Origin of the sequence: Psychromonas sp. 14N.309.X.WAT.B.A12, assembly GCF_030397575.1 — a bacterium.
Classification (GTDB): domain Bacteria; phylum Pseudomonadota; class Gammaproteobacteria; order Enterobacterales; family Psychromonadaceae; genus Psychromonas.
Map to the genome: position 1 here is coordinate 1 of NZ_JAPNXS010000014.1, position 25,554 is coordinate 25,554.

General features: G+C 37.3%; 23 protein-coding genes. 17 read left to right on the forward strand and 6 right to left on the reverse strand.

Annotated features, from left to right (window positions below):
- Positions 1-354: 354 nt before the first annotated feature.
- From mioC to OW492_RS15260, 14 genes are all read left to right on the forward strand, one after another.
- Positions 355-819, forward strand: a complete 465-nt coding sequence (gene mioC / locus OW492_RS15195; protein ID WP_290041223.1) for an FMN-binding protein MioC — start codon at positions 355-357, stop codon at positions 817-819.
- 371 nt (positions 820-1,190) lie between these two features.
- Positions 1,191-3,080, forward strand: coding sequence for a tRNA uridine-5-carboxymethylaminomethyl(34) synthesis enzyme MnmG (mnmG, locus tag OW492_RS15200; RefSeq protein ID WP_290041225.1), 1,890 nt, complete (start codon positions 1,191-1,193; stop codon positions 3,078-3,080).
- Complete coding sequence (rsmG, locus tag OW492_RS15205; RefSeq protein ID WP_290041227.1) at positions 3,080-3,706, forward strand: 16S rRNA (guanine(527)-N(7))-methyltransferase RsmG; 627 nt, start codon at positions 3,080-3,082, stop codon at positions 3,704-3,706. Before mnmG ends, rsmG begins: the two co-directional genes overlap by 1 nt.
- A gap of 27 nt (positions 3,707-3,733) precedes the next feature.
- Positions 3,734-4,540 (forward strand): ParA family protein, encoded by an 807-nt coding sequence (locus OW492_RS15210; protein WP_113819599.1) that lies wholly within the window; start codon positions 3,734-3,736, stop codon positions 4,538-4,540.
- Positions 4,530-5,438: a ParB/RepB/Spo0J family partition protein gene (locus OW492_RS15215; protein WP_290041230.1), complete on the forward strand. Its 909-nt coding sequence runs from the start codon at positions 4,530-4,532 to the stop codon at positions 5,436-5,438. Before OW492_RS15210 ends, OW492_RS15215 begins: the two co-directional genes overlap by 11 nt.
- A gap of 219 nt (positions 5,439-5,657) precedes the next feature.
- On the forward strand, positions 5,658-6,068 hold the full coding sequence (locus tag OW492_RS15220) for an ATP synthase subunit I (RefSeq protein ID WP_290041231.1): 411 nt from the start codon (positions 5,658-5,660) through the stop codon (positions 6,066-6,068).
- Positions 6,052-6,852, forward strand: coding sequence for a F0F1 ATP synthase subunit A (gene atpB / locus OW492_RS15225; protein WP_290041233.1), 801 nt, complete (start codon positions 6,052-6,054; stop codon positions 6,850-6,852). Before OW492_RS15220 ends, atpB begins: the two co-directional genes overlap by 17 nt.
- Before the next feature lie 86 nt (positions 6,853-6,938).
- Entirely contained in the window at positions 6,939-7,196 is a 258-nt protein-coding gene (gene atpE / locus OW492_RS15230; RefSeq protein ID WP_025565310.1) for a F0F1 ATP synthase subunit C, read from the forward strand.
- A gap of 39 nt (positions 7,197-7,235) precedes the next feature.
- The gene (atpF, locus tag OW492_RS15235; RefSeq protein ID WP_290041234.1) at positions 7,236-7,706 is read left to right on the forward strand and encodes a F0F1 ATP synthase subunit B; all 471 of its coding nucleotides are present in this window, start codon (positions 7,236-7,238) and stop codon (positions 7,704-7,706) included.
- A gap of 11 nt (positions 7,707-7,717) precedes the next feature.
- A complete protein-coding gene (gene atpH / locus OW492_RS15240) occupies positions 7,718-8,251 on the forward strand; it encodes a F0F1 ATP synthase subunit delta (RefSeq protein WP_290041235.1) in 534 nt (177 codons plus the stop codon).
- A gap of 12 nt (positions 8,252-8,263) precedes the next feature.
- Entirely contained in the window at positions 8,264-9,805 is a 1,542-nt protein-coding gene (atpA, locus tag OW492_RS15245; protein ID WP_290041236.1) for a F0F1 ATP synthase subunit alpha, read from the forward strand.
- A gap of 48 nt (positions 9,806-9,853) precedes the next feature.
- On the forward strand, positions 9,854-10,720 hold the full coding sequence (atpG, locus tag OW492_RS15250) for a F0F1 ATP synthase subunit gamma (protein ID WP_290041238.1): 867 nt from the start codon (positions 9,854-9,856) through the stop codon (positions 10,718-10,720).
- Positions 10,721-10,750: 30 nt separating this feature from the next.
- A complete protein-coding gene (atpD, locus tag OW492_RS15255) occupies positions 10,751-12,148 on the forward strand; it encodes a F0F1 ATP synthase subunit beta (protein ID WP_290041239.1) in 1,398 nt (465 codons plus the stop codon).
- Positions 12,149-12,163: 15 nt separating this feature from the next.
- Positions 12,164-12,583, forward strand: coding sequence for a F0F1 ATP synthase subunit epsilon (locus OW492_RS15260; protein ID WP_290041241.1), 420 nt, complete (start codon positions 12,164-12,166; stop codon positions 12,581-12,583).
- A gap of 287 nt (positions 12,584-12,870) precedes the next feature.
- On the opposite strand, the gene OW492_RS15265 is transcribed toward OW492_RS15260, so the two are convergent.
- Together OW492_RS15265 and OW492_RS15270 are read right to left on the reverse strand one after the other, a co-directional pair.
- Positions 12,871-13,029, reverse strand: coding sequence for a DUF4223 family protein (locus OW492_RS15265; RefSeq protein WP_113819609.1), 159 nt, complete (start codon positions 13,027-13,029; stop codon positions 12,871-12,873).
- Positions 13,030-13,140: 111 nt separating this feature from the next.
- A complete protein-coding gene (locus OW492_RS15270; protein WP_290041244.1) occupies positions 13,141-13,833 on the reverse strand; it encodes a DUF2161 family putative PD-(D/E)XK-type phosphodiesterase in 693 nt (230 codons plus the stop codon).
- A 242-nt stretch (positions 13,834-14,075) separates the two neighbouring features.
- Here OW492_RS15270 and glyQ point away from each other — a divergent pair, with 242 nt between their 5' ends.
- The 3 genes from glyQ to OW492_RS15285 all read left to right on the forward strand — a co-directional run bounded on the left by glyQ (position 14,076) and on the right by OW492_RS15285 (position 18,674).
- The gene (gene glyQ, locus OW492_RS15275; RefSeq protein ID WP_290041245.1) at positions 14,076-14,984 is read left to right on the forward strand and encodes a glycine--tRNA ligase subunit alpha; all 909 of its coding nucleotides are present in this window, start codon (positions 14,076-14,078) and stop codon (positions 14,982-14,984) included.
- 11 nt (positions 14,985-14,995) lie between these two features.
- Positions 14,996-17,062 carry a glycine--tRNA ligase subunit beta gene (gene glyS / locus OW492_RS15280; protein WP_290041246.1) on the forward strand — a complete coding sequence of 689 codons (2,067 nt, stop codon included), beginning with the start codon at positions 14,996-14,998 and terminating at the stop codon, positions 17,060-17,062.
- A 355-nt stretch (positions 17,063-17,417) separates the two neighbouring features.
- Positions 17,418-18,674, forward strand: coding sequence for a valine--pyruvate transaminase (locus OW492_RS15285; protein ID WP_290041247.1), 1,257 nt, complete (start codon positions 17,418-17,420; stop codon positions 18,672-18,674).
- Positions 18,675-18,750: 76 nt separating this feature from the next.
- On the opposite strand, the gene OW492_RS15290 is transcribed toward OW492_RS15285, so the two are convergent.
- From OW492_RS15290 to dnaN, 4 genes are all read right to left on the reverse strand, one after another.
- A complete protein-coding gene (locus OW492_RS15290; protein ID WP_290041248.1) occupies positions 18,751-20,691 on the reverse strand; it encodes a methyl-accepting chemotaxis protein in 1,941 nt (646 codons plus the stop codon).
- Between the two features lie 159 nt (positions 20,692-20,850).
- The gene (gene gyrB / locus OW492_RS15295; protein WP_290041249.1) at positions 20,851-23,280 is read right to left on the reverse strand and encodes a DNA topoisomerase (ATP-hydrolyzing) subunit B; all 2,430 of its coding nucleotides are present in this window, start codon (positions 23,278-23,280) and stop codon (positions 20,851-20,853) included.
- 7 nt (positions 23,281-23,287) lie between these two features.
- Positions 23,288-24,367, reverse strand: coding sequence for a DNA replication/repair protein RecF (gene recF, locus OW492_RS15300; protein WP_290041250.1), 1,080 nt, complete (start codon positions 24,365-24,367; stop codon positions 23,288-23,290).
- Between the two features lie 83 nt (positions 24,368-24,450).
- A complete protein-coding gene (gene dnaN, locus OW492_RS15305; protein WP_290041251.1) occupies positions 24,451-25,554 on the reverse strand; it encodes a DNA polymerase III subunit beta in 1,104 nt (367 codons plus the stop codon).

Genomic DNA, 25,554 nt, shown 5'->3' on the forward strand with positions numbered 1-25,554 from the left:
AGAGCGTGCCTTTCGGCTAGGCGGCGTATATTACGCGCCTTTCAAACAATGTCAACGTTAATTTTCAACTTTATTTCGAAGCGAACTTCGAAGCGTTTACTGCGTTTATTTTGTTCTCAAACTCGCTGGGTAACTTGCGTTCCGTCCCGTGTCTGTGGGGTCGCATTATAGGGATTAAGATCACATTGGCAAGCGTTTATTAACGTTTTTTTTGAATTTAAGTTTGAATGATTATTTAGCGAACAACTTGGGGGATTTTCATACTAATTTATCCATTTTTATGGTCTTTAACTGGTTATAATGATGCCTTTCATAATTGGGTTCATTTTTGTTTATATAGTGGAGACTTACATAATGAGTAATATCGATATATTAGTAGGAAGTACGTTAGGCGCTACTGAGTATGTTGCAGAGGCAACGCAACCTATTTTGGAAAAGGCTGGATTTACCACAGAAATACACTTTATACCTAATATAGAAGTATTAGATGTTACTTCTGAACAATTATGGTTAATTTGCATTTCTACACATGGTGCAGGAGATTATCCAGATAACTTTAAAGTATTTGCAAACCAAATAGACCAATTAGATAAACAGGCGCTTACTAATATACGTTTTGGTTTAGTTGGTGTTGGTGATTCGAATTACGATACTTATTGTTATGCAGCAAAAAAATTGGATCTATTATTAATAGCAAAAGGAGCATCGCGTATTGGAGAGTTATTCACCATTGATGTAGTTGAATCTCCTATTCCAGAAGATAAGGTCATAGACTGGATCCCAACTTGGATAAAAGATCTTAATAATTCTGCAAATTAATTTGTAAGTTACCCACAAGCTTCTGTGCATAATCCATTTATAACTCTTGAATTAGTTTTGTGTAATCGCTTTATAATAATGTGTATAAAAAGGCCTGTGTATAAAGGCTTTTTCTATACTCAGGTTGATCGCATTAAGATCCCTTATTATGCACACGATCGGATCTCTTTTAAGATCCTGATCTTTAATCAGATATAAGTGTTTTACACAGATCTTGCTTTGCTTAATAAGTGTAGTAATAAAAGATCTTTAAAGATCTATATATAATACTAATACTATTCTTTTGCTATTAAATCCGCTCTTCGCTTTCCTTTATTTTTTAAAAGAGTAAAATCCTGCTTTAAATTTTATATAGCTGTATTTGGAATATTATGATTTACCATGAACATTTTGACGTTATCGTAGTTGGCGGTGGCCATGCAGGCACAGAAGCTGCTGCTGCACCTGCTAGAATGGGATTAAAAACCCTATTATTAACTCACAATATTGAAACGTTAGGTCAGATGTCATGTAACCCTGCCATCGGTGGTATCGGTAAAGGACATCTTGTAAAAGAGATTGATGCTTTAGGTGGCTTAATGGCTTCGGCTATCGATAAGGGTGGTATTCAATTCAGAACACTTAATTCAAGTAAGGGACCTGCTGTTCGTGCTACAAGAGCACAAGCGGATCGTCTTCTGTACAAAGCAGCTATTCGTGAAAAATTAGAGAACCAAGAAAACCTCAAGATTTTCCAACAAGAAGTGGAAGATCTAATTATTGAAAATGATCGCGTTACTGGTGTAATCACTAAAATGGGTGTGCGTTTTTCAGCTAAAACTGTTGTTTTGACTGTGGGTACATTCTTAAATGGTTTGATTCATATTGGTATGAAGAATTATAGCGGTGGTCGAGCGGGTGATCCTGCTTCAGTTACTTTATCTGATCGTTTAAAAGAAATGCCTTTACGTATGGGACGTCTTAAAACTGGTACACCTGCTCGTATTGATGCTCGTAGCATCGATTTTTCTGAACTAGAAGTGCAACATGGTGATAATCCTACTCCTGTATTCTCTTTCCTAGGGAGTCGTGAAGAACACCCACGTCAAATACCATGTTATATCACCCATACCAATGAGAAAACACATGATATTATTCGTGAAAATCTTGATCGTAGCCCTATGTACTCAGGTGTTATTGAAGGTGTTGGACCACGTTATTGCCCTTCTATCGAAGATAAAATTATGCGTTTCGCAGATAAAAACTCTCATCAAATATTTGTTGAGCCTGAAGGGTTAACAACACATGAAGTTTATCCGAACGGTATTTCTACAAGCTTGCCTTTTGATGTTCAACTTAAGTTTATTCAATCGATGAAAGGTTTTGAAAACGCGTTTGTTACTCGTCCAGGTTACGCTATTGAATATGATTATTTTGATCCTCGAGATCTAAAATCAACCTTAGAAAGCAAATATATCAATGGTTTATTCTTTGCAGGTCAGATTAACGGTACAACCGGTTATGAAGAAGCTGGTGCGCAAGGTTTATTAGCCGGTATGAATGCAGGCTTACAAGTACAAGATAAAGAAGCTTGGGCACCCCGTCGTGATCAAGCATACATAGGGGTTTTAGTTGATGACCTATCTACTTTAGGTACTAAAGAACCTTACCGTATGTTCACTAGTCGTGCTGAATATCGTTTATTGTTACGTGAAGATAATGCCGATACTCGTTTAACTGAAAAAGGCCGTGAATTAGGCCTCGTTGATGACGTCCGTTGGAAAGCTTTCAGTGAAAAGCAAGAATCGGTAGAAAAAGAGTTACAACGTTTAAAAACGCATTGGGTAAACCCAGGTTCAACCAATGCAGAGCAAATTAATTCACTTTTGAAGACTCCAATGCAACGTGAAAGCACGTTAGAAGCAATGATACGTCGTCCTGAAGTGGATTATGAAACATTAATGAAAGTAGAAGGCCTTGGTCCTGCTATCGAAGATCCAATTGCAGCAGAGCAAGTTGAGATTAAGATCAAATATCAAGGTTATATTGATCGCCAGCTAGATGAAATTGCTAAGCTGAAGCGCCATGAAGATACGGTATTACCACGTGATCTTGATTATTCAGAGATCAAAGGCTTATCAAATGAAGTTACAGCTAAGTTGAATGATATTAAACCTGAAAGTATTGGCCAGGCATCTCGAGTATCAGGCATAACGCCTGCGGCTATTTCAATTTTGCTTATTCATCTGAAAAAGAGCGGCGTGCGTCGTAAGGCAGTCTAATGAGTTTACGTACTGAATTAGATGCTTTATTGGCACAAACAAGTTTAAATATCAGTGAACAACAAACAACACAATTAGTGCAACTAGTAGAACTATTAGCAAAGTGGAATAAAGCTTATAACCTGACTTCGGTGCGCGATCCTTCACAAATGTTAGTGAAACATATTATGGACAGCATTGTCGTATCTCCGCATCTATCGGGTAATAGTTTTATTGATGTTGGAACGGGTCCTGGTTTACCGGGTCTACCTCTGGCGATTTTAAATCCAGATAAACAGTTTGTGTTATTAGATAGTTTAGGTAAAAGATTACGTTTTATAAGACAAGCTATTTTAAGCTTAGGTCTAAAAAACGTTGAAATAGTACAAAGTCGTGTTGAAGAGTTTCAACCAGAGCAAGGGTTTGACTGTGTGTTAAGTCGTGCTTTTGCTTCATTAGAAGATATGTTGTCTTGGTGTCATCATTTACCCAACGAAAATGGGCATTTTTTAGCACTAAAAGGACAATATCCTGAATCTGAGATCACTCATTTAGATTCTAAATTTGAATTTATAGAGTCAGTTACCTTACAAGTCCCACAATTAGATGGTGAACGCTGTTTAGTAAAAGTTAAGCGTGTATCGTAGTGACTATAATTTTTTAGGTAGGTATTTGTGGGTAAAATAATAGCAATTGCAAATCAAAAAGGTGGCGTAGGTAAAACAACTACGTGCGTCAATTTAGCTGCTTCAATGGCGGCGACGAAACGTAAAGTATTAATTATTGATCTTGACCCGCAAGGCAATGCAACCATGGGTAGTGGTATCGATAAATATGAAGTTGCCCATACTGCCTATGATCTATTGATCGACGAACTACCGCTTGCTGATGTTGTAGAAACTGAAACCAGTGGTGGTTTTCACTTAGTTGCTGCAAATAGTGATGTAACAGCTGCTGAAGTTAAGTTAATGACTTTTTTCGCTCGTGAAACACGGTTAAGAACTGCTTTAGAAGGCGCTAGAGACGTTTATGATTATATTTTCATAGACTGCCCTCCTTCGTTAAATATGTTAACTGTTAATGCGATGACAGCAGCTGATTCAGTATTAGTGCCTATGCAGTGCGAGTACTACGCTCTAGAAGGCCTAACTGCGCTTATTGATACGATCAGCAAATTAACAGCCGTGGTTAATGCGGATCTTAAGGTTGAAGGGATCTTACGTACTATGTACGATCCACGTAATCGCTTATCAAGTGATGTATCAGATCAGCTTAAAAAGCATTTTGGCGACAAAGTTTACAGAACAATTATCCCACGTAATATTCGTTTAGCTGAAGCACCAAGTTTTAGTAAGCCTGTTATGTTTTATGATAAAAGCTCAACAGGAGCAAGAGCTTACCTATCTTTAGCTGGGGAAATATTGAGACGAGAAGAGCAATCTATTAGTACAGATCAGGAAGTCATTGAAGATGCTAAGTAAAAAAAGAGGGTTAGGTAAAGGGTTAGATTCTTTGTTAAGTAGCAGTACTGTTACGCGTAATAAACAAGTTTCACACGATATCCATGCTGAAAAGACACAGCAACTGGTGAGTAATGAGCAAGGCGCTTTACAGGATCTTGATATTAATCAGTTGCAAGTGGGAAAATATCAACCTCGTCGAGATATGGCTTCTGATGCTTTGCAAGAATTAGCAAATTCTATTCATGCTCAAGGCATTATTCAACCCTTAGTAGTTCGTGAGACCGGTCATCAAAAATATGAGATTATAGCAGGTGAACGTCGTTGGCGTGCTGCTAAAATTGTCGGCTTATCGTCTATTCCTTGTTTGATTAAAAACGTTGAAGATGATGCAGCAATCGCGATTGCTCTTATCGAAAACATTCAACGTGAAAACCTTAATGCCATGGAAGAAGCTATCGCATTAAAACGTATTGTTGATGAGTTTGAATTAACCCATCAAGAAGTCGCGAAAGCAGTCGGTAAATCACGCACTGCAGTGAGCAATTTGTTACGTCTAAATCACCTTAATCAAGATGTGCAATTATTGCTAGAGCATGGTGACTTAGAAATGGGCCACGCTAGAGCATTATTAGCTTGTGAAGGTGAGTTACAATCAGAGCTTGCAAAAAGTGTGGTAAGCAAAGCATTGAGCGTACGTGATACTGAAAAATTAGTAAAACAAGCGCAAGCGCCAGAGAAAGTGAAAACTCCCCCTTCAGTTTGTCCAAAAACTGAGTCATTAGTTACAACTTTAGAAAATAAATTCGGCCTCAAAGTTACTGCTAAAAATAGTCAAAATGGTCGAGGAAAATTGGTTATAGATTACACTTCTATTACTGACTTAGATGCATTGATCACATTAATTGAAAAAAGTTAATCGATCTTAGCCATTATTAATCTGAATCAAATTCGAATTAAGCCATTTACTAGTAATATAACCAAATAAACTAGCAGACCTGTTGTCTTCTAATTCAATGGTTATATTGCATTGAATGGCTTTGTCGGTATAATTTGCGCAGGTTTTAGCTTGTAGGAAAAGTCTGGTTGAATAAATCATTTTTCTATACTTCAAGTTAGCTAGTAAAGGGAAATCAAAGTGGTTGATAAACTAGCAAAAAAAAGTCAGGTTTCTGGATTGAAATTGGTGGCTTTTCAATTTTTATTAGTGCTATTTTTTGCATTGATTTCAACAGTGTTTTTTTCGAATAAAGCTGGGTATTCAGCATTATTTGGAGGGATCACTTTTTTACTTCCTAATCTCATTTTTGTACTGTTAGCATTCGCTCATGCGGGGGCTAGGCAGGCTAAAAAGGTGCTTAGGGGGTTTTACGCAGGGGAGGCTATAAAACTCTTTTTAACTGTGTTGTTACTCGTGGTGTTTTTGAAATATGGAGCGTTATCATTGACTGCTTATTATATCTCTTTCTCATTATTAGTAGTGTCGCAGTGGTTAGCGCCTTTCTTTTTTTATAACAACGATGGGATAAAACATGGCTGGTCAAGGTGAAGCTCTAACATCATCAAGTTATATTCAACATCATTTAACAAACCTTACGTGGAGTGTTGATGGTGGTTGGAATGCACATGATGCTGGTTTTTGGACTTTTCACGTCGATTCTCTACTGGTTGCAGTAGGCCTCGGTGTATTATTTCTTTGGTTGTTTCGTAGTGTTGCAAAACGTTCGACTGTTGGTGTACCTGGTAAGTTACAGTGTTTCATCGAAATGGTTATCGATTTTGTAGATGAGAATGTAAAGGATACTTTTCATGGCAAGAATGCCCTGATAGCACCCTTAGCATTGACTATTTTTGTCTGGGTTTTCTTAATGAACCTGATGGATTTAGTCCCTGTTGATTTACTGCCTCACGCTGCGCAAACCATCGGGATACCTTATCTTAAAGTTGTACCTACAACTGATTTAAACGTTACACTTGGTATGTCATTAAGTGTGTTCGCTTTAATCATTTATTACACTGTCAAAGTTAAAGGTGTAGGCGGTTTTGTTAAAGAACTAACTATGCAACCATTTAACCATTGGGCATTTATTCCAGTAAACTTCCTTCTTGAAGCTGTAACGCTATTAGCGAAACCTGTTTCATTAGGTCTACGTTTATTCGGAAACTTATATGCTGGTGAGTTAATCTTTATATTGATAGCTTTATTGGGTTACTGGCAATTACCACTGTACTTCCCGTGGGCCGTATTCCATATTTTAATTATTGTTCTACAAGCCTTCATCTTTATGATGTTGACGATTGTATATCTCAGCATGGCGCATGAAGATCATTAATTATTTGGGTATAACATTAATATTTACTTTTTAAGTAATTACTTTTAAACATTAAAACAATTTATTTTATTTTTGGAGAATTTTTCATGGAAACAGTATTAGGTTTTACTGCAATCGCTGTAGCACTTCTAATTGGTTTAGGCGCTGCTGGTACAGCTATCGGTTTTGGTATCTTAGGTGGTAAATTCCTAGAAGGTGCTGCACGTCAACCTGAAATGGCACCTATGTTACAAGTTAAAATGTTCATCGTTGCTGGTCTTATCGATGCAATCGCGATGATCGGTGTTGGTATTGCATTATTCTTCACTTTTGCAAACCCATTTGTAGCTCAACTAGCGGGCTAATAACGGATCCTAATTAACTTAATTAACTAAGGAGCTGTTATGAATATAAATGCAACCCTAATTGGCCAAGCAATCGCATTTGCGATATTTGTTTGGTTCTGCATGAAGTACGTGTGGCCACCACTTTTAGATGCGATTGAAGCGCGTCAAAAGAAAATTGCGGATGGTTTAACTCAAGCTGAACGTGCAGGAAAAGATCTAGAACTTGCGCAAGCTAAAGCAGCTGAAAAGCTGAAAGAAGCTAAAGCACAAGCAGCAGAAATAATTGATCAAGCTAATAAGCGTCGTACACAAATTGTTGAAGAAGCTAAAAGCGAAGGTGAAGCTGAGCGCAGTAAAATTATTGCTCAAGGTGAAGCTGAAGTAGAAGCTGAGCGTAACCGTGCTCGTGAAGAGTTACGTCAACAAGTTGCTACGTTAGCGATAGCTGGTGCTGAGAAAATCATTAAGCGTTCTATCGATAAAGAAGCGAACAGCGATATTATTGATAAATTAGTTGCTGAACTATAAGGAGCTAGCTTATGTCTGAATTGACTACTGTAGCTCGTCCTTATTCAAGAGCCGCTTTTGAATTTGCTGTGAGTAATAACAACATTGAAGCTTGGTCTGCAATGCTGTTTTTTGCCTCTGAAGTTGCACAAAATGCAACCATGGCAAATGTATTAACACGCGATAAAGCACCACAAGAGTTAGCTGAACTGTTTATTAATGTTTGTGGCGACCAACTCGATGAGAATGGTCAAAACTTTATTAAAGTATTAGCTGAAAATGGACGTTTGAGTGTTTTGCCTCGCGTTGCACAACTTTTTGCTGATTTAGAAACAGAGTATAAAAAAGAGGTCGACGCTGATGTCGTTTCTGCTTATGCCCTTTCTAAAGAACAACAAAAAGAATTAAGTGTTTCGCTAGAAAAACGTCTCGCACGAAAAGTAAACCTAAATTGTAGTATTGATAAGTCATTAATTGCCGGAATGGTAATTACTGCTGGAGATTTAGTGATTGATAGCACAGCTAGCGGTCAACTAACTCGTTTATCACATACTTTACAATCTTAATGGGAAGTTAGCATGCAACTGAATTCCACTGAAATTAGCGATCTTATCAAGCAACGAATTGGACAATTCGAAGCGGTAAGCGAAGCGCGAAATGAAGGTACAATCGTTTCTGTAAGCGATGGTATTATTCGCATCAACGGCCTTGCTGAATGTATGCAAGGTGAGATGATCGAACTGCCAAATGGTAGCTTTGCTATGGCACTTAACCTTGAGCGTGACTCGGTAGGTGCGGTAGTAATGGGACCTTACCGTAACCTTAAAGAAGGTGAAAAGGTAAAATCAACTGGTCGTATTCTTGAAGTACCAGTAGGTAAAGGTCTTCTTGGTCGTGTTGTAAACACAATGGGTGAGCCAATTGATGGGAAAGGACCAATCGAAAACGATGGTTACTCTCCAATTGAAGTAATTGCACCAGGTGTAATCGATCGTAAATCAGTTGATCAACCAGTTCAAACTGGTTGGAAATCAATCGATTCAATGATTCCAATCGGTCGTGGTCAACGTGAACTTATCATTGGTGACCGTCAAGTAGGTAAAACTGCTATTGCAATCGATGCAATCATTAACCAAAAATCAACAGGTTTATACTCAATCTACGTAGCAATTGGCCAAAAAGCGTCAACTATCGCTAACGTAGTACGTAAACTTGAAGAGCATGGCGCATTAGAAAATACTATCGTTGTTGTTGCATCTGCTTCTGAAGCTGCTGCACTACAATACCTAGCACCATATGCTGGTTGTTCAATGGGTGAATACTTCCGTGATCGCGGTGAAGATGCACTGATTGTATATGATGACCTTTCTAAGCAAGCTGTTGCTTACCGTCAAATTTCACTACTGCTTAAACGTCCACCTGGTCGTGAAGCATACCCTGGTGACGTTTTCTACCTTCACTCACGTCTACTTGAGCGTGCTTCTCGTGTAAGCGAGCACTACGTTGAAACATTTACTAAAGGCGCAGTGAAAGGTAAAACTGGTTCATTAACAGCATTACCAATCATTGAGACACAAGCGGGCGATGTATCTGCATTCGTACCGACTAACGTAATCTCTATTACTGATGGTCAGATCTTCTTAACAACTGAACTATTTAATAATGGTGTTCGTCCAGCTGTTGATCCAGGTATCTCTGTATCGCGTGTTGGTGGTTCTGCTCAGTGTAAAGTGATTAAGAAACTTTCTGGTGGTATCCGTACTGCACTAGCGCAATACCGTGAATTAGCGGCGTTTGCACAGTTCGCATCTGACTTAGATGAAGCAACTCGTAAACAGCTTGACCATGGTAAAAAAGTAACTGAATTAATGAAGCAGAAACAATATGCTCCAATGTCAGTTGTTGAACAAGCGTTGTCATTATTTGCTGCAGAGAAAGGCTTCTTAAATGATGTCGATGTTGAAAAAGTATTAGACTTTGAAGCATCTTTAATCTCTTACGCTAAAAATGAGCATGCTGAGTTCTATGCTCAAATTAATGAAACTGGCGCTTACAGCAAAGAAATCGAAGGGCAATTCAAGGCTATCTTGGAATCTTTCGTTGCGACGCAAACCTGGTAATTAATTAACAACAATTGTTGTTAATTAAGCATTAATTAGGAGTAAGAAATGGCCGGCGATAAAGAAATTAGAAATAAGATCGCGAGTGTTAAAAACACTCAAAAGATCACTGGTGCGATGGAAATGGTAGCTGCATCTAAGATGCGTCGTGCGCAACAGCGCATGGAAAGCAGTCTTTCTTATGCATCTACTATGCGCAAAGTGATCGGTCATATCGCACTAGGTAACTTGGAATACCATCACCCTTATCTTCAAGAACGTGAAGTTAAGCGTGTTGGTTACATTGTCATTTCAAGTGATCGTGGTTTATGTGGTGGTTTAAACATTAATTTGTTTAAACCGGTTATCCAAGAAATGAAAAAACACAGCGAAGCTGGTGTTGAAGTTGATTTAGCCGTTATTGGTTCTAAAGCAGCTAGTTTCTTTGGTGGCTTAGGCGCTAATATTGTTGCACAAGCAACAAGCTTAGGTGATGCACCAACCGTTGATGATTTAATCGGTTCGGTAAAAATCATGTTAGACGCTTACGACGCAGGAAAACTTGATCGCTTGTATATAGTGAACAATAAATTCGTTAGTACCATGGTACAAGAACCTACTGTCAGTCAATTATTACCTCTGCCTAAAGCAGAAAACGATGATGAAGTAGCTGCCCATCACTGGGATTACATTTACGAAGGTGACGCTAAAGATATTTTAGACTCGTTATTAGTTCGTTATGTTGAATCTCAAGTGTATCAAGCGGTAGTTGAAAACTTAGCGTGTGAACAAGTTTCACGTATGGTTGCAATGAAAGCTGCAACAGATAACGCAAGTGACTTGATTGATGATTTACAACTTGTTGCCAATAAAGCACGTCAAGCTGCAATTACTCAGGAGCTTTCTGAGATTTGTGGTGGTGCGGCTGCGGTATAATTTTAAAATAAAGATTTTAGAGGATCAGAAATGAGTTCAGGTAAAATCGTACAGATTATCGGTGCTGTTGTGGATGTTGAATTCCCACAAGATAGCGTACCGAATATATACAGTGCACTGATCGTGACTGAAAAGAACCTTACAATGGAAGTACAGCAACAAATTGGCGGCGGCGTAGTACGTTGTATCGCAATGGGTGCTTCAGAAGGTTTAAGTCGTGGTTTAGAAGTTACTGATACTAAACATGCAATCACAGTACCTGTTGGTACGGCTACATTAGGCCGTATTATGAATGTATTGGGTGAGCCAATTGATGAATGTGGTCCAGTTGTATCTGAAGAGCAATATGAGATTCACCGTGCAGCACCTTCTTATGAAGAGCAGTCGGCATCAGCTGAAACACTAGAAGTTGGTATTAAAGTTATCGACTTAATCTGCCCATTCGCAAAAGGTGGTAAAATCGGCCTATTCGGTGGTGCTGGTGTTGGTAAAACAGTAAACATGATGGAACTTATCAATAACATCGCACTTAAACATTCAGGTTTGTCTGTTTTTGCTGGTGTTGGTGAGCGTACTCGTGAAGGTAACGATTTCTACCATGAGATGCAGGAAGCAGGCGTTGTAAACGTTGAAAAACCTGAAGAATCAAAAGTAGCAATGGTTTACGGTCAAATGAATGAGCCACCAGGAAACCGTTTACGTGTTGCCCTAACTGGTCTTACTATGGCTGAGCGTTTCCGTGATGAAGGTAAAGACGTACTATTATTTGTTGATAACATCTACCGTTATACTCTAGCGGGAACAGAAGTATCTGCACTATTAGGCCGTATGCCATCAGCCGTTGGTTACCAACCAACTCTTGCTGAAGAGATGGGTGTATTACAAGAGCGTATTACATCGACTAAAGTAGGTTCGATTACATCTATCCAAGCGGTATACGTACCTGCCGATGATTTAACGGATCCATCTCCAGCAACAACCTTTGCTCACTTAGACGCAACTGTTGTACTTAACCGTAATATCGCATCTATGGGTCTTTACCCTGCGATTGACCCGTTAGATTCGACTTCTCGTCAACTTGATCCATTAGTTGTTGGTCAAGAACATTACGATATTGCTCGTGGTGTTCAAGGTATTTTACAGCGTTATAAAGAGCTGAAAGATATCATTGCTATTCTAGGTATGGATGAGCTTTCTGAAGAAGATAAGCAAATCGTATCTCGTGCACGTAAAGTTGAGAAATTCTTAACTCAGCCTTACCACGTAGCAGAAGTATTTACAGGTGACCCTGGTATTTATGTACCACTTAAAGACACATTAGCTGGCTTTAAAGGTCTAATTGCTGGTGAATACGACGACATTCCTGAGCAAGCGTTCCTATACGTAGGTGCAATTGAAGAAGCTGTCGAAAACGCTAAAAAAATGTAATAGCTGGAGGTAACTATGGCTAAGGCAATGACCACACATTTAGATGTTGTAAGTGCAGAAAAATCACTCTTTTCAGGGTTGGTTGCTCACTTATCAGTATCTGGTCAAGAAGGTGAACTAGGCATTATGCATGGTCACACACCATTATTGACACCGATTAAGCCAGGAATGGTTCAATTAGTGAAACAAGATGGTGGCGAAGAAGTCATTTATATCTCAGGTGGTTTTCTTGAAGTACAGCCTGGTGGCGTTACTGTTTTAGCTGATACTGCAATTCGTGGTCAAGATCTTGACCAAGCGAAAGCAGAAGAAGCTAAACGTGCTGCTGAAGCGCAAATGTCTAACCCTAATAAGGATATCGACTTTGCATTAGTAACGGCTCAACTTGCGCAAGCAGTTGCTCAGTTACGTGCTATTAAGTTAACACGTAAGTAGATATTTACACTTTCATTAAAAAGGCGGCCTATGGGTCGCCTTTTTTTTGCTTATTTTTCGGCTAAATAAATGTAAGTTATTTATTTTAAGACAGAAAACTTAGGTAATTTTATCTAATCAAACTTAGTTTTTTTAAAATAGAGATTGAATTGAGGTTTTAAAATAAGTCGTGAGGGATATGTAAAAAGAGATTAATTATTAGAGTAGAAAAAGAAGCAGTAACTTATAAAATTAAAGCGCACTCTAGGAGTTACGCTTTATTTTTAATATCAGAAAGATATTAAATATTATTCACCACATGCACCGATAGCAGCAGGAATAGATAGTTGTGGAACTAGTAGGTAGTCCATAGAACAATCTTTAGCACTGTTGTAAGTAGTACCAGTACAACCAGCAAGAAGAACAACGGCAACAGCAGCAACGGCGAATTTAGCGATAGATTTCATAATGAGTCCTTATATTATATATGTATATTAACAATCAATGTATTGTCAACTGGACGCAAGATATCACAAAAAAAACCTCAATTAAATAATTAATTTATTTTTATTAATTATTTAATTGATTGATATTTTTTGTTTTTTCTTCCAATCAATTAATTCCAATTTCCCCTTTTCAGATAGGGTATATAGACCACGTTGTATTTTATCAAACCAAGCATAATGATTATTATATAGAAATTGTGTTGCTTGTGGTTCATCAATAGCTTTATTGATTGAAGCACCTGAGGTTGGTGGTGATTGTAATAAGTATTCAGCGATTCGAATGGCACGTTGTCTATAGGCTGTTAGTCCTGCCGCGCTATTAGTTGAACCGCCCTTTTGAGTATCACCTTGACGTAAATTAAACTCTTTTAACAGGGCTTTTTGTTTACGTTTATTCTTTTTTGGAGTGTAGTCTTTAGGATCATTGATCACTTCTACATATTGTTGTGTTTTTTGTATATCTACGACAATTAAGCCCAATCCTAAACGAGCAATTAATTTTTTAAGTTGTTTCTGCTTATTTTTATAAATAGTGGCTTGTTTAGGAATTGCAATATAGACGTTATCAGCAAGTGTAAAACGCTCTACAGCTTGTAATAAAAGAGTAATGTTAAGTGTTAATTTTAATTCAATAATTAACATCTCTTGGTCTTTGATTGCCACGATATCGCAGTTTTTTACTTCCCCTTTCACCTGATAGCCTAAATTGCTTAAAAAATGCTTTATAGGTAAATACAGGTCAGATTCTTGTAGTTTTATAGGCATATGTATTCATTAATAGCTGATGGTGTTACTAGGGAATAGATAAAATATAACATATTCATTTGTCTGTTTTACTGATATTAACCTGTAAATCTCCAAGGTGTTTATAGTAGATATTTTATGCTGCTGATTATTTTAAGTATTGACTTGCCAAGTTAAGCGATGTAATTGATTGTCATTGGTATAATTGTCGCCAAATGGGTATAATAAATTTCATTTTTTCTAATTAACTCGAAGCCTAAATCATGCAAAAATTCGATACAAAAACATTCCAAGGGCTAATTCTTGCTTTGCAAGACTTCTGGGCTCGTCAAGGTTGTGCCATTGTACAACCACTCGATATGGAAGTTGGGGCTGGCACATTCCATCCTCAAACATTCTTACGTTCAATTGGTCCTGAGCCAATGAGCAGTGCTTATGTTCAACCATGTCGTCGTCCTACCGATGGCCGTTACGGTGAAAACCCTAATCGCTTACAACACTATTACCAATTCCAAGTTGTATTAAAGCCATCGCCTAAAAATATCCAAGAACTATATTTACAGTCGCTAGAAGAGATCGGTATCGATACATCGATTCATGATATTCGCTTTGTAGAAGATAACTGGGAATCGCCGACACTAGGTGCGTGGGGTTTAGGTTGGGAAATATGGTTAAATGGTATGGAAGTGACACAGTTTACTTACTTCCAACAAGTTGGTGGACTTGAATGTTCTCCTGTAACGGGTGAAATTACTTACGGTTTAGAGCGTTTAGCAATGTATATCCAAGGGGTCGATAGTATTTATGATCTTGTTTGGACTGATGGGCCAATGGGTAAAGTTACTTACGGTGATATTTTCCACCAAAATGAAGTTGAACAATCAACTTATAACTTTGAACATGCTGATGTTGATGCACTTTTTGTACAGTTTGATCAATGTGAAAAAGATAGTCAAAAGTTAATTGAAGCTGGTTTACCTTTACCTGCCTACGAGCAAGTAATGAAAGCATCGCATGTATTTAATTTGTTAGATGCGCGCCATGCGATCTCTGTGACAGAACGCCAACGTTATATATTACGTGTTCGTTCACTTTCAAAAGCAGTTGCAGAGGCTTATTACAGTGCACGTGAAACACTTGGTTTCCCACTTTGTAAAAATTTAGATAAATAGAGGCAAGTTTAATGTCACATGAAAATTTATTGATTGAGTTGGGTACAGAAGAGTTACCACCGAAATCACTTCGTAAACTTGCTGAATCATTTGCTAACAATGTTGAAGCAGAATTAGTTAAAGCTGAATTAGCTTTTGATAAAGTTGAATGGTTAGCTTCTCCAAGACGTTTAGCAGTAGTAGTTACTAACTTAGTAGCCGCACAAGCTGATAAAATTGTAGAAAAACGTGGACCAGCAGTTAATGTCGCATTTGATGATTCAGGTATAGCGACTAAAGCCGCGCAAGGTTGGGCTCGTTCAAACGGTATTAGTGTTGAACAAGCTGAGCGCCTAGTGACGGATAAAGGTGAATGGCTATTATTTAAGTCATCAGTTAAAGGCCAAGAAATTAGTCAGCTAATTCCTGAGATCGCGGCGACTGCATTAAGTAAACTACCAATCCCTAAACCAATGCGTTGGGGAAGTGAAAGCACACAGTTTATTCGTCCTGTGCATACAGTGACAATGTTATTTGGTAGCAAGCTAATCCAAGGTGAGTTGTTAGGTGTTGCTTCAGACAGAGTTATCCGAGGACATCGTTTCCTAGGTGAAGCTGAGTTAACGTTAAATCACGCAGACGATTACCAATCATTACTAGACGATTCTGGTAAAGTGATTGTTGATTATGAACGTCGAAAAGCAATCATTCGTGAGCAAGTAGAAGCTGTTGCTGCGCATGAAAACGGTGTTGCGGCTATTGATGAAGAATTATTAGAAGAAGTAACGTCATTAGTTGAATGGCCTGTTACGCTGGTGGGTTCTTTTGAAGAGAAATTCTTAGCCGTTCCTTCTGAAGCGCTTATCTACACAATGAAAGATAACCAAAAGTACTTTCCAGTACTAGATAAAGAAGGTAATTTATTACCTCGCTTCATCTTTGTTTCAAATATTGTTAGTCGTGATCCTAAACAAGTTATTTCAGGTAACGAGAAAGTAGTTCGTCCTCGTTTAGCAGATGCTGAGTTCTTCTTTGAAACAGATAAAAAGAAAACATTAGAAAGCCGTTTAGGCTCTCTATCAACTGTATTATTCCAAAAACAACTGGGTACATTAAAAGAGAAATCTGAGCGTATTAGTGAAGTTGCTGCAAAAGTTGCGGCTAAAATTGATGCTAATACTGAGCATGCACAACGTGCAGGCCTATTATCTAAAGCAGACTTAATGTCTGAGATGGTGATGGAATTCCCTGACGTTCAAGGTGTAATGGGGATGTATTACGCTCGTTTTGATGGTGAACATGAAGATGTTGCTGTTGCATTAAACGAGCAATACTTACCACGTTTTGCTGGTGATAAACTACCAACTTCTTTAGTTGCCTGTGCTGTGTCTTTAGCTGATAAGTTAGATACATTAGTGGGTATCTTTGGTATTGGTCAAGCTCCAAAAGGTGATAAAGACCCGTTTGCTTTACGTCGTGCGGCCATTGGTCTATTACGTATCATTACTGATAAACAGTTAGACTTAGATATCGTTGACCTGGTTGAAATCGCTAAAGTCCAATATGGCGATAAATTAACTAACGACAACGTAGTTAATGATGTTGTTGATTTCTTGTTCGGTCGTTTCCGTGCAACTTATCAAGCTGGTGGATATTCAGTTGAGCTTATTCAATCTGTTTTAGAGCGTCGTCCTACTAAACCTGTAGACTTCGAAAAACGTATTAAAGCAGTAGCTAAGTTCCAAACTTTACCAGAAGCTGCACCTATTGCTGCTGCAAATAAACGTATTAGTAATATTCTTGCTAAAGTAAATGATGAAATTAACAGTGAAGTTGATGCAAATTTACTCCAAGAAGACGCTGAAAAAGCACTTTCTGAAATTTTAGAGGCTCTAGAAAGCAAGCTAAGCCCTTTATTTGAAGAAGGAGACTACGAGTCAGCCTTGTTCGAGTTAGCTAGCTTAAAATCGCCTGTAGACGATTTTTTCGATAGCGTGATGGTAATGGCGGACGATTTGGCAGTAAAAAACAACCGTTTAGCCCTTTTAAACCGTTTACGTAACTTGTTCTTACGAGTTGCTGATGTTTCTGTTTTGTAATTTATCGTAATAATAAAACATTAATCTCAACAAAAAAGCTCAGTTTTTACTGAGCTTTTTTGTTTCACGTGAAACAGGTTTAGACTATTTTGGCTTGTTTAATTTGAACTTTTGATGTGAGTTTTTACCTATTTCATAATGGCCCTCATCATTAAAAACCTTATTTTTCTCCTTTATATTTATGAATATTCGCTCTGCTTATATTGATCAGTAGGATAAAATAAACAGGTAAAAATTTAAGATGAAGCTTTTTTATTGCTTATAAGATCAGTGGTAAAAGTACAAAATCAGGTTTCACGTGAAACAAATTATTTTGAAACTGCATAATTAAAATTTATATTTAGGATTGTTATAAATGCCCTATTCAACTTTTGGAAATAAATTTACACAGCATTCTGGCATCAATGAGCTAATGGACGACTTAAATAAAGGTGTAAAAGGTGGCGATGATATTTTAATGTTAGGTGGCGGAAACCCTGCTAGTATTCCGTCTATTCATCAACGACTCACTGATTTAATGCAGGAGTTATTAGACCAAGGGAAACTAATGGATACCCTTGGGAACTATGATGGACCACAAGGTAAAGATGCATTTATTAATGCATTAGTAGAATTGTTCAATGATCTATACGATTGGGATTTATCTACAGACAATATCATGTTAACAAATGGTAGCCAAAATGCGTTTTTCTACCTATTTAATTTATTAGCGGGTGATTTTTCACAGGGTAAAAAACGTAAAATTTTATTCCCTCTCGCCCCAGAATATATTGGCTATGCCGATGCCAGTGTCTCTGAAGATACTTTTGTCGCTGTTCGACCTAAGATAACAGAACTACCAAACCAACAATTTAAGTACCACGTTGATTTTGATGCATTGAATATAACAGATGATATTGGTGCTATTTGTGTTTCTAGACCAACTAACCCAACGGGCAATGTATTAACTGATGCAGAGATTGAAAAGTTAGATAAGCTAGCTAAACAACATAATATTCCACTGATTATCGATAATGCTTATGGCACTCCTTTTCCAAATATTATCTTTGAAGAGGTAAAACCTCACTTTAACCTTAATACTATTTTATGTTTAAGTTTATCTAAGTTTGGTTTACCAGGTGCACGTTGTGGGATAGTCATTGCTAATTCAGAAGTTATTAAAGCAATGTCTAATTTATCTGGCATTATGGCTTTATCACCAGGTGGTATCGGCCCTGAAATCGCACTACCATTAGTTAAAAGTAAAGAGATTATTGAATTGAGTGATCAGGTTATTAGGCCTTTTTATAAACAAAAATCTGAAGTTGCTATTAAACTATTATCTGAAAAAATACACAGTAAAAATTTCAGAATTCACAAATCAGAAGGTGCATTATTTCTTTGGCTTTGGTTTAAAGATTTACCTATCACTTCACATGAACTATACCAGCGCTTAAAAGAGAGAGGCTTGATTGTTGTTTCAGGTCATTACTTTTTCCCTGGTTTGGATCAAGGTTGGCAACACACCCAAGAATGTCTTCGACTTAATTACGCACAAGATAGCGACGTAGTAGAGCGTGGCATTAATATATTGGCTGATTTAGTCAATGAACTCTATACAGAAAACGTCTAATTTTTATTGAAATGTAAAGTGTGTTTCACGTGAAACACACTTTATTTAATACCTTCCTCTTTATTTTTTCTTACTTTTAACGCTTTAATTGCGTGATTAAATTATTCAATACTTCACTAATATCTTTGATGATGCTGCTGGATTGGTTAATCTCTTGGAGATTATCGCTGACTTGTTGTGCATGTTGTTTAATGGCATTGGTATTTATTACAACTTGCTCAATGGTTGCAGTCTGCTCTTCTGTTGTTGTTGCGATGGTATTATTGAATAGGTAAATATCATTAATTATATTCGATACTGATTTTAGTTGTTCTTGAGCTTCTAAACTATGGTTGGCGCAATCGATGGCTGCATCACTTTGCTGTAGGACAAATTCATTTGCTTGGTTTGCCGTATCAACTAATTGGTTAATGATATGTTGAATCTCTTCCGTTGAACTAGAGGTACGAATTGCTAATGCTCTTACTTCATCTGCAACTACTGCGAACCCCCTCCCTTGTTCACCAGCACGTGCAGCTTCAATGGCTGCATTAAGTGCGAGTAAATTGGTTTGGCTAGAGACGTTATTAATGACTTCTAATACATTATTAATTGAGTAAGTATCTGCCGTTAACTTTTTAACAATTTTACTGAGAGAAAGAATATTGTCTGATAATTGCTTGGTTTTTTGCACTTCACTGGCTAAAACAAAATCTGCTTTATTAACTAATTTAACCGCTTGATCTGTTTGTTTACTGGTATCCACTGCATTTTTTGTAATTTCAGTAAAGGAATCCGATAAAGCAATGATTGAAGTATTTACCAATTCGGTTTGTTGGTGCTGTTGCTGGCTGCTCTGTTGCGCCTGTATTGCTCGCTTTTGCAAAAGGTGACTAGCATTAAGAGCTTGTTCTGATTGCGATTGTAAGGAGGCTGTGAGCTCTTTTAAATAGGTTTGTAACCTAACACTCCTATTATTAACAATATTAAACTCAGAAAAGCGACTATTTACCTTAAGTGCTTGTCCAAAGTCCCCTGATGTTAATGCATCGAAAAAAGGCAGTAATCTGCGGATGAACTGTAATGTTTTAAATTGTAAGTTCGCTGATAATACGATCATTAATGTAAATAACAGCAATGTACATGAGCCGATTAAACGTACTTTTTCGGTTATTGATTGTTTTTGTCGATCAACAATAGTTGAATATTCAGTAAAGGTTTTTATTAAGGTAGATAATTGAACACTTAATTTAGTGCGGCTATCAATGACGGAAGACAACATAGTTCGAGTATTTGATAACTCTTTTGGGTAACGAATGGTTAAGCTTTTCAACTCCCCTATTACCTCTAACGTTAAATCGACAGTTTCCGGTTGATCAAAACTGAACTCATCTACTGTTTCTGTATAAAATAAATTAAGTGTAGGTAGTTCGCTGATGCTTTTTAAATGTTCCATAATAGTATTATTTTGTTCAATCAAATTATGTTTAATCGTATCGCTTTTTTGTTCTATATAACTTTGTCTCAATACCGCTATTTGGTGTAAATTTTGATTTATGTTTAATAACAGTCGGTAATAGTTTTGTCTTATATTTAAATTAACTTCTGATTTATTAATTAAACGGCCTAGATCAGTGATATAACCTTGTCGTTCTATCTCATTATTAATGAGCAGTAGATCAGGTGTTGCTGCTAATTTTCCTGCTTCTCTGGTACCTGCAATTGCCTTTTCTAATTTAACTATCTCTTTGGTTATTGACTCTGATTGTGTTGAGTTAAGCCAGTCAATTGGGGTCGTTTTTAATATTTCTAATTTATTTTCTGCATTTAATAATTTTTGAGTATCCCCATTTCCCAAGTATTGTTCCAATGAGATAGCAATGTCGTTTTCCAATGTGGATTTTATTGCATGATAAGACTGGTTTATTTGATAGGGTTTATCAACCTCTTGCCAAGCCCATATGATAAATCCTGAAATAAATAATAGTAAGGCAGCAATACAGCTACAAATAATTTTCGTAAGTAAGTTAATCGACATAATGCGCTCTTCATAATAGTGACAGGCGCATAGTAGCCATCAAATATGGCAATAATATTTCTTGATATCTATAATTAGGTATTAATTTCTAAAATTTTAATTAAAAAAAATCCAGCTTAAAAGCTGGATTTTTCAGATAATTCATCGATATTTATGTAATTAAATATCTATATTACCTACACGCAATGCATTCTTTTCAATAAACTCACGTCTAGGCTCTACATGGTCACCCATTAATGTAGTAAATAATTGATCTGCACCTACCGCATCTTCAACAGTCACTTGTAGCATGTGACGTGTATTAGGGTCCATGGTCGTTTCCCATAATTGACTTGGATTCATTTCACCTAGTCCTTTATAACGTTGGATATATAAACCACGTTTAGATTCATGCATTAACCAGTTAACTGCTTCAATAAAGTTATCAATTGGTTTAGTACGTTCACCACGTTGAATATAAGCACCTTCTTCCAATAGGTTTTGGATTTCTGTACCTAATGTCACCAATGCCTTGTATTCAACTGAACCAAAGAACTCTTCATCAAAAGTGTAAACAGTGTCAACACCATGTTTACGTACAGTGAAGATAATCTTGTTAGATATTTCATTATCTGATTTAGCAATCTCTGCTTTGTAGATCGTCCCTTCTAACTCTTCACGGTTTAACACTTCAACAATTTCTTCAACCCAAGGAGTTACTACATCTGTCTTAGCTAAGCCTCCAGCGGTTAATTCTGGACGATAAATTAATTTATCAAGGACAACGTTAGGGTAACGACGAGATAGTCTTACAATCGTATCCTGAGCGTTACGGTAGCGATCGATCATACCTTGTAACGCAACACCAGAAATACCTGGAGATTCATTATTCACATGTAAAGATGCACCATCCATAGCTAATGAGGTTAAGTAAGCTTGTAATGCTGGATCATCTTTAATGTAAGTTTCCTGCTTACCTCTTTTCACTTTGTATAAAGGAGGCTGAGCAATGTAGATGAAACCATTTTCGATCAGTTCAGGCATTTGGCGATAGAAGAAAGTTAACAACAGTGTACGGATGTGAGAACCATCCACGTCGGCATCGGTCATGATAATGATACGATGGTAACGCGTTTTCTCAGGGTTATATTCATCACGTCCAATACCACAACCAAGTGCGGTGATCAGTGTTGCTACTTCCTGTGAAGATAACATCTTATCAAAACGCGCTTTTTCAACGTTTAGGATTTTACCTTTAAGTGGCAAGATAGCTTGGTTTTTACGAGATCGGCCTTGTTTCGCACTTCCGCCAGCCGAGTCCCCTTCCACTATGTATAGTTCAGAAAGCGCTGGGTCTTTCTCTTGGCAATCTGCTAGTTTACCTGGCAAACCTGCTAAATCTAATGCACCTTTACGACGCGTCATATCACGGGCTTTACGCGCCGCTTCACGTGCTCTTGCTGCATCAACAATTTTGTTAACAATGATTTTAGCTTCGGTAGGATTCTCTAATAAGAAATCCTGTAGGCGTTCATTCATTGCACCTTCAACAATCGGACGTACTTCTGATGACACTAAACGGTCTTTTGTTTGTGAAGAGAATTTTGGATCAGGTACTTTTACTGAAATAACCGCCGTTAAACCTTCTCGAGAGTCTCCACCTTCAGTTGTCGTTTTGTTTTTATTATTTTTGACTTTAGCCAATTCTTTTTCAATATAAGAGTTTAAAGTACGGGTTAGAGCACCACGGAAACCTGTTAAGTGGGAGCCACCATCTCGTTGTGGAATATTGTTTGTGAAACAATAGATGTTTTCTTGGAAACCATCATTCCACTGCATTGCAACTTCAACTGCTGTGCCATCTTCATGTTCTGTATTAAAATGAAATACTTTATTATGAATAGGTGTTTTGTTTTGATTTAAGTATTCAACAAATGCTTGTATACCACCTTCATAATGAAAGTGGTCAGATTTATCGTCTTCACGTTTGTCAATTAACTTTATTGAAACACCTGAGTTTAAGAAAGATAGTTCACGTAGACGTTTTGCTAAAATGTCGTAATTAAACGTCGTTTTAGAGAAAGTAGATGGGCTTGGCCAAAAACGAATTTCTGTTCCTGTTTGGTCAGTATCACCAATAACCGCTACTGGTGCATCTGGTTCACCAAGTGAGTATGATTGTTGATGAATGTGTCCACTACGTTTAATAGTTAAACGTAACTTATCTGATAAGGCATTTACTACTGAAACACCAACACCGTGTAAACCACCTGATACTTTATAAGAGTTATCATCAAATTTACCACCTGCGTGCAGAACAGTCATAATAACTTCTGCTGCCGATACACCTTCTTCTTCATGAATATCTACTGGGATACCACGGCCATCATCTCGTACTGATACACTACCATCGCTATGAATAGTACAAATAATATCGTTACAGTGACCTGCCAAAGCTTCATCGATTGAGTTATCTAAAACTTCGAAAACCATGTGGTGTAGACCGGTACCATCATCGGTATCACCGATATACATGCCAGGGCGTTTTCGAACGGCATCTAACCCTTTTAGTACTTTAATACTTGACGAATCATAACTATTCTCAGCCATAAAACTTTCACCTTTCTACTGTAATTTTCCCCTGTTTCACGTGAAACAGGTTGCATTCTGTAAATAAATCATCAATTCCATTTTCACTAATGGCACTGATAAATACTTGAGCACTAGACTCTTTAATATGTTTTGCTAATACCACTTGTTTGTTTTTATCTAGCTCTGAACTAAAGTCATCTATTAAAAAAACACATTGCTTATGATCCACTGCGTTTAAAAATAAACCTTGTGCTAATCGTAATGCGTAAACAAGTAACTTTAATTGTCCTCTTGATAACACATCATCAACAGGTAAGCTTTTGATTTTTAATTTTAAGTCGGCTTTTTGTGGACCAATACTCGTATAACCTAATTGCTTATCTCGATGAAAATTATCGGATAAATATTCAGCTAACGATTTGTTATTTTTATCCCATCCACAAAAGAATTTACTTTCGATAGTAAACTCAGGCAAAAAATCTTTAATAGTTTGTGTTATTAAAGGCTGTAATTTTGCAAAATAATCAGCCCTCTGAGCGCTTATCTGCTCACTCAAGACACAAAGTTCATTATCCCATACTTGAAGCTCTTTGTAAGCGTTACATTGCTTTAAAGCGGCATTCCTTTGTTTTAAAAGTCGCTTTATGCGAGCCCAGTTACTGTAAAACATCGGATCATGGTAAAAAACACCCCAATCTAAGTAGGCGCGACGATTCTTAGGGCTACCAGACAATAAAGTATAACTTTCTGGAGTGATTAATTGCATCGGAATATATTGGGTTAGAGATGCTAATTTCTTGACTATTTGACCATCAATTTTAAGAGTAGTTTCACCGCCTTTAGACTTTTGTAGTCCAATCGGAAATACACGATCTTGATGATTAATTTCACTGTAAATTGTGAAATGAGTTTGTTCGTATTGAATGACTCTATTAGTAAGATGGGTGCGAAAAGAACGCCCTAGTCCAAGAAAGTAAATTGCTTCTAATAGAGAAGATTTACCACTGCCATTATCACCAATGATCAGGTTTACTTTTGCATCAAAAGTAAGAGAAGCAGTCTCGATATTACGGAACTGATTAATGATTAATTTCTGTAACGACATTAATCAGTTTCCTGAGTGAAGTAGCATGCAGTAATTGTTATCGCCATCTTGTCGATATCATCAGTAGATAAGATATTAGACTGCTATAAACGCATTGGCATTAATACATATAGTGAGTCATCACTATCAAGCGACTCAATTAACGCACTGTGGTCTGAAGTGCTAAATGTTATTTTAACTTGTTCACTTTTTAATGTGTTTAGTACATCTAATACATAGCTTACATTAAAGCCTATCTCTAATTCTGCCGATTGGTAATCAACATCAATATACTCTTCAGCTTCTTCTCGCTCAGGGTTATTAGCGGTAATTTTTAAAAGATTTTCAGACAAGGTTAAACGTACGCCACGGAATTTCTCATTAGATAAAATAGCAGCTCGACTAAAAGCTTGTTTAAGTGTTTCACGACTAGAAATAAGTTCTTTATCACCATTACGTGGAATAACTCGACGGTAATCAGGGAAGCGCCCGTCCACTAACTTGGTGGTAAACACAAAACCATCAATCACTGCACGTAAGTTATTTTTGCCCAATTGAATTGTGACATTTGCTTGGTCTTTATCAAGTAGCTTAACTAACTCTAATACCCCTTTACGAGGCACAATTACAGATTGCTCTTCAATGGCTTGATCAATGTTAATGGCACATGAAGCTAAACGATGACCATCGGTTGATACACTGCGTAAAGTGTTGCCTGATACTTCAAAAAACATACCATTTAGATAGTAACGAACATCTTGACTCGCCATTGCAAACTGAGTGAACTCAATTAGCTTTTTAAATTCGTTTTGTGGCACAGTTAATTCAATCAGACTCTGCCAAGATTCAATATTCGGGAAATCGATTGAAGGCAAAGTTGATAGTAAGTACCTACTACGCCCTGATCTTACAGTAACGCGTTCATTTTTCACTTCAAAAGTGACTTCGCAAGGGTCTGCTAAACCACGGCATATATCCAATAGTTTACGTGCTGGTACGGTAATAGCACCCTCTTCAGAAGCTTGCTCTAATGGTATTTGAGCCATTAATTCAACTTCTAAATCAGTACCTGTTAAGTTTAAAAAGTTATCTTTTACTTCAATCAGGATATTACCCATGATCGGTAAAGCTGGGCGACCACCTGCAACCGAGCCAACCACAAGTTGTAATGGTCTTAATAATATTTCACGGGAAATAGTAAACTTCAT